General features: G+C 63.4%; 7 protein-coding genes. All 7 read left to right on the forward strand.

The features are described 5' to 3' along the window. Window positions 1-91: 91 nt before the first annotated feature. The gene (locus tag HHL22_RS06500; protein WP_169530122.1) at window positions 92-1342 is read left to right on the forward strand and encodes an ROK family protein; all 1251 of its coding nucleotides are present in this window, start codon (window positions 92-94) and stop codon (window positions 1340-1342) included. Window positions 1343-1426: 84 nt separating this feature from the next. Continuing rightward, complete coding sequence (nagB, locus tag HHL22_RS06505) at window positions 1427-3346, forward strand: glucosamine-6-phosphate deaminase (protein WP_169530123.1); 1920 nt, start codon at window positions 1427-1429, stop codon at window positions 3344-3346. A 34-nt stretch (window positions 3347-3380) separates the two neighbouring features. After that, window positions 3381-4265, forward strand: a complete 885-nt coding sequence (locus HHL22_RS06510) for an ROK family protein (protein WP_169530124.1) — start codon at window positions 3381-3383, stop codon at window positions 4263-4265. 62 nt (window positions 4266-4327) lie between these two features. Next, entirely contained in the window at window positions 4328-7000 is a 2673-nt protein-coding gene (locus HHL22_RS06515; RefSeq protein ID WP_169530125.1) for a glycoside hydrolase family 2 protein, read from the forward strand. Between the two features lie 156 nt (window positions 7001-7156). Then, window positions 7157-9451 carry a family 20 glycosylhydrolase gene (locus HHL22_RS06520; RefSeq protein WP_169530126.1) on the forward strand — a complete coding sequence of 765 codons (2295 nt, stop codon included), beginning with the start codon at window positions 7157-7159 and terminating at the stop codon, window positions 9449-9451. Window positions 9452-9538: 87 nt separating this feature from the next. Continuing rightward, window positions 9539-11851, forward strand: a complete 2313-nt coding sequence (locus tag HHL22_RS06525; protein ID WP_169530127.1) for a GH92 family glycosyl hydrolase — start codon at window positions 9539-9541, stop codon at window positions 11849-11851. Between the two features lie 260 nt (window positions 11852-12111). Next, entirely contained in the window at window positions 12112-13452 is a 1341-nt protein-coding gene (locus tag HHL22_RS06530) for an NAD(P)/FAD-dependent oxidoreductase (RefSeq protein ID WP_169530128.1), read from the forward strand.

Here is a 13452-nt window from a genome sequence, read left to right on the forward strand (position 1 = left end):
TTTCTAACCGGACTTCTGTTAAATTTTTATGGAAGTGCTTTTTCTTACCAAAAAAAGCTACTTTATTTACAAAAAATAAAGCCTCCATGCTATGAGTTCCTTATTGGCCCCCGAGGAAACTCACCTGGCGCGGCTCAACAACGTTGAGCGCCGCAAGCATTTGCAGAAGCTTAAGATAGTGAAGCACTTGTACGTGAAGGGGTCCAAGACCAACGCGGACATTTGCAGCCGCTTCCACATTAGCTCGCCCACTTCCATCGCCATGCTCAGCGAGCTAGTGGCCGAGGGACTGGTGGAGAAGCAGGGCCGCGGCAAGTCCCTGGGGGGCCGCAAGCCGGAGCTTTACGGGCTGTGCGACGGGTCGCTGTTCGTGCTGAGCATCCACGTGGAGAAGTTCAAGACGCGGATGGCCATCTTTGATAATAACAACCATATTATCAACGAGGTGCACACCTTCGCCATTGAGCTTACGGCGGACCTGCAAGCGCTGGCGCCCATCGTGGCGCGCGCGCAAGAGCTGCTGGCCGCGTCGGGCATTGAGCTGAAAAAGCTGGTGGGCGTGGGCCTGAGTATGCCCGGCCTGGTTGATTCGAAGGAAGGCAACAACTACACCTACCTGCGCACAAACGGGGAACCGGAATCGCTGCAACAGCTGCTGGAAGAGCAGTTTGGCAAGCCGGTTTTCTTGCAGAACGACGCCAAGAGCGCAGCCCTGGCCGAGTACCGCTTTGGTCTGGCGCACGGGCGGCGCGACGCGCTGGTGCTGTCCATGGACTGGGGCATTGGCATGGGCATGATACTGGACGGCAAGCTGCGCAGCGGGGCCTCGGGCTTTGCCGGCGAGTTTGGGCACATTCCGCTCGTAGAGGGCGGAGCACTATGCTCCTGCGGCAAGCGCGGCTGCCTCGAAACAGTAGCCTCGGGCAGCGCCGTGGTGCGCATTGCCAAGGCCGGCCTGCGGGCGGGGCAAAACACGCTGCTGAGTGAGCTGAGCGCTCAGGCGGTGGAACACTTGCAGCCCGAGCAAGTGTACGAGGCCGCCCACCAGGGCGACCAGTTTGCCATCAACACGCTGGCCGAAGCCGGCACCAACCTGGGCAAGGGCATCGCCATTCTGATTCAGCTATTCAACCCCGAACTCATCATTTTGGGGGGCGCCATGGCGCAGGCCAAGCAGTTCATCCTGCCCAGCATTCAGCAGGCCATCAACACCTACTGCATGGCCCAGCTGCGCGAAAAAACCAGCCTCGTGGTGTCGGAGCTGGGCAACAGCGCCGTCATTCTGGGCTCGGTGGCCACGGTGATGGAAAACATATTTGAAAGCTACCTGGAGCTGGCCTAGGCCCGCTTTACCTTGATTTACAGACCCTAGACCTTTCGCCAACCCCTACGCGCCGCCGCCATGCAAAACGTTACGCTCCCCGTCATGACCCGCCTAAACCTCTTGGAGGAAACGCGCTTTGAAAAGCTGCCCGTAACCGTGTACCGCAACCAGCGGGAGGCTTCGGTGCAGGTGGCCGCCCGCATTGCCGCCCTCATTCGGGGCAAGCAGCAGCTGGGCCAGCAGGCCGTGCTGGGCCTGGCCACCGGGGCCACGCCGGTGGGCGTGTACGCCGAGCTGGTGCGCCTGCACCGCGAGGAAAACCTGAGCTTTCAGAACGTGGTGACGTTCAACCTGGACGAGTACTACCCCATGCCGCCCACCGCGCCGCAGAGCTACGTCACGTTCATGAACGAAAACCTGTTCGACCACATCGACATTGAGCGGGCCAATATTCACATTCCCGACGGCACGCTGGCCCCCGACGAGGTGGCGGCCTTCTGCCTCAACTACGAGCGCCAGATTGAGGAATGCGGCGGGCTGGACTTGCAAATCCTGGGCATTGGGCGCACGGGCCACGTGGGCTTCAACGAGCCGGGCTCGGCCCCTAACTCGGGCACGCGCCTGGTGACGCTCGACGACCTGACGCGCCGCGACGCCTCGCGCGACTTTGGCGGCAAGGAGAACGTGCCCACCAAGGCCATTACCATGGGCATCGGCACCATCTTCAAGGCCCACGAGATTATTCTGCTGGCCTGGAGCGGCAAGAAGGCCCCCATCATCAAAAAGGCCGTGGAGGGCGAGGTATCGAGCGAGGTGCCCGCCACCTACTTGCAGCTGGCCGACAACGTGGAGTTTGTGCTGGACGAAGACGCCGCCGCCGAGCTGACGCGCTTCGACAAGCCCTGGCTGGTGAAGGACTGCGAGTGGGACGAGCAGCTCATCAAGAAGGCGGTTATCTGGCTTTCGAACACCCTAGGGAAGCCCATTCTGAAGCTGACCGACGAGGACTACAATGCCAACGGCATGGCCCAGCTGGTGACCGAGCGCGGCCCAGCCTACACCATCAACATCCACATCTTCAACCAGCTGCAGCACACCATTACGGGCTGGCCGGGGGGCAAGCCGGGCGCCGACGACTCGCAGCGCCCCGAGCGGGCCCTGCCTGAGAAGAAGCGCGTCATTATTTTCTCGCCCCACCCCGACGACGACGTAATTTCGATGGGCGGCACCTTTATCCGCCTCATCGACCAGGGCCACGACGTGCACGTGGCGTACCAAACCTCGGGCAATACGGCCGTGTGGGACGACGACGTGCTGCGCTACGTGGAGTTCGCCATCGACTTCGACCGCAGCCTGGGCAAGGATACCAGCGAGTTGCAGCGCGTGTACGAGAACATGCGGGAGTTTATTAAGCACAAGCTGCCCAACCAGCCCGACAGCCAGGAAATTCGCAACGTCAAGAGCTTTATTCGCAAGAGTGAGGCCATTGCGGGGGCGCGCTACGCCGGCCTGCCCGACAGCCACATTCACTTCGAGGCCCTACCGTTCTACGAGTCGGGCAAGACGGCCAAAAACACCGTAACGGATGCAGACATCGAGCTGACCATAAAGCTCTTGCAGCAGGTGAAGCCGCAGCAGGTGTTCGTGGCCGGCGACTTTGCCGACCCCAACGGCACGCACATCGTGTGCTTCAACATCGTGATTGAGTCGCTGCGCCGCCTGCGCCAAACCGAGGCTTGGGTGCAGGACTGCTGGGTGTGGATGTACCGCGGGGCCTGGCACGAGTTTAAGCCCTACGAGATTGAGATGGCCGTGCCGCTGTCGCCGCAGGAGGTGCTGCGCAAGCGCAACGCCATCTTCAAGCACCAAAGCCAGAAGGATACGCCAGTGTTTCCGGGCGACGACGCCCGCGAGTTCTGGGTGCGCGCCGAGCACCGCAACCGCGAAACCGCCCAGCAGTACGACCGCCTGGGCATGGCCAACTACGAGGCCATGGAGGCGTTCGTGCGCTATCAGTACTAGCCGGGCCCTAGGGCCGCCTCACATGCACCACTCCATGAGCAGCAGCAAATACCTGGGCGTTGACATTGGCGGCACGAAGGTGCACGCCGGCATCGTGCAGGCGGGCGAGCTGGTGCAAGAAGTCAGGTTTGAAACCTCGGCCAACGCGCCCAAAGCGCAAATTTTGAGCGAGCTGGCGCAGCAGCTGGCCCCGCTGGTAACGGCCGACGTGGCGGGCATCGGCATTGGCGTGCCGGGGCTAGTAGACGAGGCAAACGGCATCGTGCACAATGTGCAGAACATTCCGGCCTGGCGCGAGGTGCACTTGCGGCAGCACCTGGCTAACTGCTTCGGCAAGCCGGTGTACCTCAGCAACGACGCCAACGCCTTTGCCGTGGGCGAAAAAATGTACGGCCAGGGCCAGCCCTACGCCAATTTGGTGGGCTTGGCGCTGGGCACGGGCCTAGGGGCGGGCCTCATCATCAACCACCAGCTGCACGCGGGCACGCTGGCCAGCGCGGGCGAGTTTGGCATGATTCCATACCTCGACAAAACGCTGGAGGACTATTGCAGCGGCAAGTTCTTCGTGCAGCGCACCGGGCAGCCGGGCGCCGTGTGGCACGCGCGGGCCGCGCAAGGCGATGCGGAGGCCCTGGCCGTGTACACCGAGTTTGGCCGGCACCTGGGGCAGGCGCTGCACATCATTTTGTACGCCCTGGCACCGGAGGCCATTTTGCTGGGCGGCTCGGTCAGCCAGGGCTTCGCGTATTTTCGCGGGGGCCTCTACGAGAGCCTGGGGGCCTTCCCATTTCCGCTCGTGGCCGAGCGCCTGGTGGTGGCGCCCTCGGCCCTGCGCCACGCGGCCGTGCTGGGTGCCGCCGCCCTTTGCCACCTGAAGCAGCGGCCTCTGACCAGCCCGCCCCAGGCGCCCGCGCCGTGAAGCAGGCGCGGCCCGCCGCCCCTATTGTCGTTCCTCTCATCCACCCCCGGTTTCTTTTCCGAATGCTCAAATTTCGCTACCTGCTTTTATTGTTGGCCCTGGCCGGCGCCTACCCGCTGGCCGCTCAGCAGCGCTATGAGCTAAACACCGGCTGGCAGTGCCAGCCCATTGCCAAAGTCACAGCTACGGGTGCGCAGCTGTCGCAGCCGGGCTATGCCCTGGGGGGCTGGCAACCGGCCGTGGTGCCAGGCACGGTGCTCACGACTCAGCTGGTGAATAAGCAGGTGCCCGACCCGTTCTTCGGGATGAACAACGAGCGCATCCCGGATATCTACAAAACCGGGCGCGACTACTACACCTACTGGTTTGTTAAGGATTTTCAGGAGGCGCCGGCCGCGGACGATGGCCAGGTGTGGCTGCATTTGCGGGGCGTGAACTACAGTTGCGAGGTGTATTTGAACGGGCAGAAGCTCAACCGGCAGACGCACCACGGCATGTTCTTGCGGCAGGCCTACAACATCACGCCCTACCTGGCCAAGGGCAGCCGCAACCGCCTGGCCGTGGTGGTGTACCCGCCCGACCCGGTAGGCAACCCCAACGGCGGCCAGGGCGGCGACGGCACCATTGCCCGCAACGTGAGCACGCAGTACACCGCCGGCTGGGATTGGATTCGGCCCATCCGGGACCGCAACACGGGCATCTGGGACAAGGTGACGATTGAGAAGACGCGGGCCATCAACATCAAGAATCCGCACGTGATAACCCGCGTGCCCGGCGTGCGCCAGCCCAAGGGCCCGCAGGCGCCGGCCCTCGTGCAAGTGACGACCGAGCTGGAAAACCCAACCGCCAAGCCGGTGGCCGGCGTGGTGCAGTACACCCTAGGGGGCCAGCTGGTGAAGCAGGCCGTGACGGTGCCCGCCCGCAGCACCAAGCAAGTGAGCCTGCCTACTCTCACGCTCCAAAACCCCAAGCTGTGGTGGCCCAACGGCTACGGCCCGCAAAACCTCTACCCCGCCAAGGTGCAATTCCTGACGGGCGGCAAAACTGTGTCGGATGAGGAAGCGATGCAGGTGGGCGTGCGCGAAATCCAGCACCAGTGGAACAGCAAAACCGAGAGCATGCAGGTGCTGGTGAACGGCCAAAAGCTGTTCATCAAGGGCGGCAACTGGATTATCTCGGATGCCATGCTGCGCTTCACCAAGGAGCGCTACGATACCGAAATCCGGTTTCACCGCGACATGAACCTGAACCTGATTCGGGTGTGGGGCGGCGCGCTCGTGGAGCGGCCCGAGTTTTACGAGGCCTGCGACAAGTACGGCATGCTCGTGATGCAGGACTTTTGGATGAGCGGCGACTGCAACGGCCGCTGGGTGGACCCCATGAAGCTGGAGGACCAGTACACCCGCCGCAAATACCCCAACGACCACCGGCTGTTTGTGAACTCGGTGGCCGACCAAATCAAGCTGGTACGCAACTACCCCTCGCTGGCCATCTGGTGCGGCGGCAACGAGATTACGCCGCCCAAGGACATCCTGGCGGCCATGCAGGACACGCTGCTGCCCCGCCTCGACGGCACGCGCTGGTTTATTCCGTTCTCCAACGCCGACAGCATGTCGTACAACAACCTAGGCGGCAACGGCGACGGGCCCTATGGTATTCAGCCGATTAGCACGTTCTGGGGGCACCGCACCTTCCCCTTCAACTCGGAAGTGGGCTCGGTGGGCGTGGGCGATGCGGAGTCGCTGGAGCGCTTCCTGCTGCCCGCCAACCTGGTGCCGCCGCGCTACCTAGGCCCGCGCACCGCCAATAGTAAAGGTGATGTCCCCACCGAGCAGGTAGACTCGGTGTGGACCTACCACACCTACATCGGCTACGAGCAGTATTTGCAGCCCTACGGCGCGCCCAAGGACATCCGCGACTTCGGCCTGAAGGCGCAGCTCGTGAACTACGACCAGTACCGCGCGCTCATGGAAGGCTTTAGCTCGCACATGTGGGACTGGTACACGGGCAGCATCATCTGGAAAACGCAGAACCCCTGGACCGCCCTGCGCGGCCAGATGTACGACTACTACCTCGACCCCAACGCCTGCCTCTACGGCCTGCGCACCGGCAGCGAGCCCCTGCACGTGATGTACAACCCCGTGGACAGCATGGTAACGCTCGTCAACAACCACTTCGAAACGAAGCGCGACATGATGCTGGTGGTGGATGCCTACGACATGGCCGGCAAGAAAACGCCCGTGACGCAGGTAATCGTGGAGATTAACCCCTCGTCGTCGAAACGCTACCTGCCCATCAACGGGCTGGTGCGGCGGCTGGGCAAGGAGCAGGGCCTGTTCTTGTCGCTGCAATTGCAAGACTTCGACAAGAAGGTCATTAGCAATAACTTCTACTGGCTGCCCGATGCTAAGGGCGAGTACTCGGGCCTGAAAGGCATGGCCAAAGCGAGCCCTAGGGTAACTACCCGGCAGGTAGCCGCTGGCAAGCTGGAAGTCACGCTCAGCAACCCCGCGGGCGCCCCGGTGGCCTTCTTCAACCGCGTGGCCCTGGTGAACCCCAGCACCCAAAAGCGCATCCTGCCAGTGTTCTACAGCGACAACTACGTGTCGGTGCTGCCCGGCGGCAGCCAAACCGTGACGCTCGACTATACGCCCACGGCCGGCGTGCCCGCCCCCGTGGTATCGGTAGAAGGCTGGAACGTGACGAAGCAGCTGGTGCCTGTATCAGGCAAGTAATAGTGTTTACAAGTAACTCTGAAAGAACGTCATGCTCATCTAGCGTCCGCTTGCCGAAGCATCTCTACCGAACAATGTTGCCAGGAGAGATGCTTCGGCAAGCGGACGCTAGATGAGCATGACAAACGTTTTTCAGTTCAGAATTCTTAGCCCTCTATGTTCGCCAAACCGCTCCTTTGCTTACTTGGATTGCTCCTCCTAGGGCGGGTGGCGGACGCGCAGTCGGCCAGCACGGCCTACCCGCTGATTCCGTACCCGACTTCGCTGGTGCCGGGTAGCGGCAGCTTCACCGTCACGGGGGCTACCCGCCTGGCGCTGCCGGCCGGGGGCCGGTTTGCGCAGGAGGCCCAGCAGCTGCAGCACCTGCTGGCCAACGGCCTGGGCAAGCCGCTGCCGGCCGCCAAGCTGGCCACGGCGGGCAGCATCGCGCTGGTGTACGACCCGGCCATCACGGCGCCCGAGGGCTACCGCCTCTCCATCACGCCCCAGCGCGTGACGCTGGCGGCCAAGGAGCCGGCCGGCATGTTCCGGGCGGTGCAAACGGTGCGGCAGCTGCTGCCGCCCACCATCGAGAAGCCGGGCCGCGCCGCTACGCTGCGCCTGCCGGCCGTGCAGATTCAGGACCAGCCGGCCTACAGCTGGCGCGGCATGCACCTCGACGTGTCGCGCCACTTTTTTTCGGTCGACTATCTCAAGCGGTATATCGACTACCTAGCGCTTTACAAGTTCAACAAGCTGCACCTGCACCTGACTGACGACCAAGGCTGGCGCATCGAAATCAAGAAATACCCCGAGCTGACCACCCTAGGGGCCTGGCGCACGCTCAACAACCAGGATTCGACCTGCATCAAGAAGTCAAAGGACAACCCCGATTTTACCCTCGACCCTAAGCACCTGCGCCAGCGCAACGGCCGCACCGAGTACGGCGGCTTCTACACCCAGCAGCAGCTCAAGGATATTATCGCCTTCGCGGCGGCGCGGCACATCGAAATCATCCCCGAAATCGACATGCCCGGCCACATGATGGCCGCCCTGCGCGCCTACCCTGACCTGAGCTGCACGGGCACCGCCACCTGGGGCAAGGAGTTTTCGGTGCCGCTGTGCCCCTGCAACGAGGGCACTTACGAGTTTGCCCAAAACGTGCTGAGCGAGGTGGCCGCCCTCTTCCCGAGCCGCTACGTGCACATCGGGGCCGACGAAGTGGAGAAAACCACCTGGGCCCAGGCCGGCGCCTGCACCGCGCTGATGCAAAAGGAAGGCATCAAGGACGTGAATGGGCTACAGAGCTACTTCGTGCGCCGCATCGAGCGGTTTTTGCAGAGCAAGGGCAAGAAAATGATTGGCTGGGACGAGGTGCTCGACGGCGGCGTAGATGCCTCGGCCACCGTGATGTACTGGCGCACCTGGGTGCCCGACGCGCCCCTGCGCGCCGCCCGCAACGGTAACCAGGTGGTGATGACCCCCAACAACCCGCTGTACTTCGACTACCTGCCCGATAAAAACTCGCTCGCCCAGGTCTACCAGCTCCAGCCTACCCCGCCGGCGCTGCTGGGCACCGATACCGCGAAGGCCATCCTAGGGGCCCAGGCCAACCTATGGACCGAGATGGTGCCCACCGAAAACCGCGCCGACTATATGGTGCTGCCCCGCATGACGGCGCTGGCCGAAGTAGTCTGGACCAATAAGCCCGACTTCGCGGCCTACCAGCAGCGCCTCAAAGCGCACTACCCCCGCCTAGGGCAGCTGGGCGCCCACTACCGCGTGCCCGACCTAGGCGGCTTCGTGGAGGAAAGCGTCTTCACCACCAGCACCCAGCTGGCCGCGCAGAAGCCGCTCGATAACCTAACGCTGCGCTACACCACCGACGGTAGCGCGCCCACGGCCACCTCGCCGGTGCTGGCCAAACCGCTGCCCATCAGCCAGTCCACCACCATCAAGCTGGCCGCCTACACGCCCGAGGGCCTGAAGGGCGACACCTACACCATCAATTACAAGCAGCAGAGCTACGCCGAGCCGGTACGCAACCAGGCCACCACCGCCGGCCTGACGGCCACCTACTTCACCGGCTACTTCCCCAAGTCGGCCGCCATGCAGCAGGCTACGGCCACCGGCAGCGCCGTGGTAAACGCCGTGGCCGTGCCCAAGCAGGCCGAGACCGACAAGTTCGGAGTGCAGTTCCGCGGCTACCTCGACGTGCCGACCACCGGCATCTACACCTTCTACCTCACCTGCGACGACGGCGGCATCCTGCGCCTCGCCGACCGGCTGGTGGTGGACAACGGCGGCCTGCACTCGGCTATCGAGAAAAGCGGCCAAGTGGCCCTGGCCCAAGGTTTGCAGCCCTTCGCGCTCGACTTCGTGGAGGGCGGCGGCGGCTACTCACTGCAACTGAAATACAGCCTCAACGGCAGTTCGCCGCAACCCGTGCCGGCCAGCTGGCTCCGGCACTAATTTCCTCCTTTACTGCTTATCCGACCCTAGGCCCCACCGGCCCGCTTACCTCTCCCACCCTTCGCTTCAGTTGATTTCGTGCGTTTTATGAAGTTTCGCTCTGCTCCTTTTCGCTTTCCGGTAGCCGTGTTGGCTGGCGGCCTCGCGGCCCTGGCCGCCAGCGCCGGCACCCCGCCGCGCAAGGCCCCGCGCCCGGCCCCGGCGGCCAAGCTCACGCAGCTCACGCAATACGTTGACCCCTACATCGGTACCGGGTTTCACGGCCACGTGTTCGTGGGGGCCAACGTCCCGTTTGGCGGCGTGCAGCTCGGGCCGGTCAACCGCTCCGAGGGCTGGGACTGGTGCTCGGGCTACCACTACTCCGACTCCACCATCGTGGGCTTCTCGCACACCCACCTCAGCGGCACCGGCATCGGCGACCTGGGCGACGTGGCCGTAATGCCCACCACCGGCGAGGTGCGGGTAACGAAGGGCATGCCCAAAAACCCGCAGAAAGGCTTTATTTCGCTGTTTTCACATAAGGAAGAAAGCGTGCGACCCGGCTACTACCGCGTGCGCCTCAAGCGCTACAACATCAAGGCCGAGCTGACGGCCACCGAGCGGGTGGGCTTCCACCAATACACCTTCCCCAAGTCTGACCAGGCGCACCTCGTGTTTGACTTGCAGCAGGGCATCGGCTGGGATTTAGCCACCGACACCCACATCGAAAAGCTCAACGACAGCACCTTGGTGGGCTACCGCTTCTCCAAGGGCTGGGCCAAAGACCAGCGCCTGTACTTCGCGGCCGTGCTTTCCAAGCCCATCCGCCAGTTCACCAGCGTGCAGGTAACCGATACCCTAGGCAACACCACGCCCGCCGCCACCGGCAACCGGCTGAAAGGTGTCGTCACCTTCGCCACCAAAGAGGGCGAGGTGGTGAAGCTGAAAGTGGGCATCTCGCCCGTCAGCACCGCCAACGCCATCGCCAACATCCGCGCCGAAGTGCCGCACTGGAACTTCGCCAAGACCACCGCCCAGGCCGACGCGGCCTGGAACCGGGAGCTGCAAAAGGTGCGCATCCAGGCTGACCCGGCCCGCATGAAGACCTTCTACACGGCGCTCTACCACACCATGGTAGCCCCGTCGATTTTCAACGACCACAACGGCGACTACTGGGGCACCGATAAGAAAGTGCACACCAACCCCGGCTTCACCAACCTGACTACGTTCTCGCTCTGGGATACCTACCGGGCGGCGCACCCGCTGTTTACCCTGCTCCAGCCCAAGCGCGTCAACGACATGGTGAGCACCATGCTGGCCATCTACCAGCAGCAGGGCAAGCTGCCGGTGTGGCACCTCATGGCCAACGAAACCAACTGCATGGTGGGCTACAGCGCCGTGCCGGTGGTGGTCGATGCCTACCTCAAGGGCTACAAGGGCTTCGACGCCAACCTGGCTTACGAGGCCGTGAAGGCCACCGCCATGGGCAACGAGTTCGGCTTGAAGTCGGTGAAGGCCCTAGGGTTCATTCCGGCCGACAGCGAGGTCGAGAACGTGTCGAAGGGCCTGGAATACGCCATCGACGACTGGTGCATTGCGCAGATGGCCAAGCAGATGGGCAAGAAAGAGGACTACGCCTACTTCAGCAAGCGCGCCAAAAACTACCAGAACTACTTCGACAAGCGCGTGGGCTTTATGCGCGGCCGGGTGTCGCAAACTGAGTGGCGCACGCCGTTCAGCCCGTTCTCGTCGGTGCACATGAAAAGCGACTTTACGGAGGGCAACGCCTGGCAGTACACCTGGCTGGTGCCGCAGGACGTGGAAGGACTTATCGGCCTGCTGGGCGGCGAAAAGCGCTTCAGCCAGAAGCTCGACTCGCTGTTCACGGTGAAGGGCGATATGGGCGCCGAGGCTTCGCCCGACATTTCGGGCCTTATTGGCATGTATGCGCACGGCAACGAGCCGGGCCACCACATCACCTACCTCTACAGCTACGTGGGCCAGCCCTGGAAAACGGCCGAGAAGGTGCGCTTCATCACCGACAACTTCTACACCACCAAGCCCGACGGCATCATCGGCAACGAGGACGTGGGGCAGATGTCGGCCTGGCACGTGCTCTCGACCCTAGGGTTTTACCAGCCCAACCCGGCCAACGGCAACTTCATCTTCGGCAGCCCCTCCATCAACCAAGCCACCATCGCGCTGGGTGGCGGCAAAACCTTCGCCATCGAAGCCAAGAACAACAGCGCCGCCAACAAATACATCCAGCGCGTCACCCTCAACGGCAAGCCCTACCCCAAGTCCTACCTCCGCTTCCAGGACCTGCAGCAGGGCGGTAAGCTCGTCCTGGAAATGGGCCCCAAGCCCAGCCCCACCTGGGGCGTAGCCGTGGCCGACCGGCCGCGGTCGGTGATGCAGTAAAAGCGACGCTAGCGCCGTTTAGTGGCGGCGCGGGGCTGCCAGAGCGTTTTCGCAGCTGGTATAGGGGCGGGGCTGGCTCCCGCCCGTCGTTGAACGATTACCTACAAGCGGCGCGCGCGACGGGCGGGGGCCAGCCCCGCCCCTATACCAGCTGCGAATTGGCTAGTAGGTAGTGAGCCGGCGCGCGGCACCTGGGTTAAGTACTGCATACTTCTTTCTCAGAACTCGTATAGGCAATCCTACCCATCTCTTCCTGCCGTATGCTGCCTGCCGACCAACTCACGCTCATCATTCCGCCCACCACCAAGCCCCGCGTGGTGGTGGTAGGCGGCGGCTTTGCGGGCGTCAACCTGCTCAAGAACCTGCCCGGCGACCTATTCCAAGTAGTGCTGCTGAGCAAAACCAACTACTTCGGGTTCTGGCCGCTGCTCTACCAGGTGGCTACGGCCGAGCTGGAGGCCGAGTCGATTGGCGAGCCGCTGCGGCAGCTGTTCGAAGACCACGCCGACTTCCACTTTCGGTGCGTGAACGTGAGCGGCCTCGACCCCGCCGCCCAGGTGGTGCACACGCCCGTGGGCGACCTGCACTACGACTACCTGGTGCTGGCTACGGGCACGGCTACCAACTTCTTTGGCAACCAAGAGATTGAGCAGAAATCCCTAGGCCTGAAGGACATTGGCGAGGCGGTGGGGCTGCGCAACCACCTGCTGCAAACCCTGGAGCAAGCCAGCCTGGCCCAGGACCCCGCCGAGCGGCAGCGCCTGCTCACCTTCGTGCTGGCCGGGGCCGGGCCTACGGGGGTAGAACTGGCGGCCTCGCTGGCCCAGATGCGGCGCCACACCCTGCCTCAGGAGTACCCCGACCTCGACTTCGAGCAGATGCGCATTTACCTCGTCGATGGCCTCGACCGGGTGCTACCGCCCATGTCGGACTACGCCGGCCGGCACGCGCACCAGTACTTGCAGGAGCTAGGGGTGAGCATCAAGCTCAAGCAACTGGTAGACTCCTACGACGGACAGACGGTGACATTCAAGAACGGCGAAACCATTAAGGCCGGCACGCTGGTGTGGGCGGCCGGGGTGCAGGGCGCCACCATTGGGGGGCTGCCGCCCGAGAAAATCGAGCACAGCCGCTACCTGGTCAATGGGTTTAACATGGTGCTGGGCTACCAGAACGTGTTTGCCATCGGCGACGTGGCCCTGATGAAGAGCCCGGAATACCCCAAGGGCCATCCGCAGGTGGCGCCGCCCGCCATGCAGCAGGGCACGGCGCTGGCCGCCAACCTGGTGCGCCAGCAGCGGGGCGAGCCCTGGCAGCCTTTCCAGTACCTCGACAAGGGTACGCTGGCCATCGTGGGCCGGGGCCGCGCCGTGGCCGACCTGCCCGACAACGTGCACCTAGGGGGCCGGCTGGCTTGGTTCACCTGGCTCACAGTGCACCTGTTCTACTTGTCGGGCTTCCGCAACAAGCTGCTGGTGGCCACCAACTGGGCGTACCGGATTTTCACCCAGCAGCGGGGCTCCAGCCTTATTATCCGGCCCCGCGCCCCGCTGCCCAGCCAGCCGGCGCCGGCCGAGCTAGGCGGCGCGGTAGCGGGCTAG

The organism is Hymenobacter polaris, from assembly GCF_012927305.1.
GTDB lineage: Bacteria > Bacteroidota > Bacteroidia > Cytophagales > Hymenobacteraceae > Hymenobacter > Hymenobacter polaris.

What these genes read in the sequence shown, in the direction of transcription:
- HHL22_RS06500 (WP_169530122.1), top strand. Translation starts at nt 92, where the DNA reads ATGAGTTCCTTATTGGCCCCCGAGGAAACTCACCTGGCGCGGCTCAAC.
- HHL22_RS06530 (WP_169530128.1), top strand. Translation starts at nt 12,112, where the DNA reads ATGCTGCCTGCCGACCAACTCACGCTCATCATTCCGCCCACCACCAAG.
- HHL22_RS06520 (WP_169530126.1), top strand. Translation starts at nt 7,157, where the DNA reads ATGTTCGCCAAACCGCTCCTTTGCTTACTTGGATTGCTCCTCCTAGGG.
- HHL22_RS06515 (WP_169530125.1), top strand. Translation starts at nt 4,328, where the DNA reads ATGCTCAAATTTCGCTACCTGCTTTTATTGTTGGCCCTGGCCGGCGCC.
- nagB (WP_169530123.1), top strand. Translation starts at nt 1,427, where the DNA reads ATGACCCGCCTAAACCTCTTGGAGGAAACGCGCTTTGAAAAGCTGCCC.
- HHL22_RS06525 (WP_169530127.1), top strand. Translation starts at nt 9,539, where the DNA reads ATGAAGTTTCGCTCTGCTCCTTTTCGCTTTCCGGTAGCCGTGTTGGCT.
- HHL22_RS06510 (WP_169530124.1), top strand. Translation starts at nt 3,381, where the DNA reads ATGAGCAGCAGCAAATACCTGGGCGTTGACATTGGCGGCACGAAGGTG.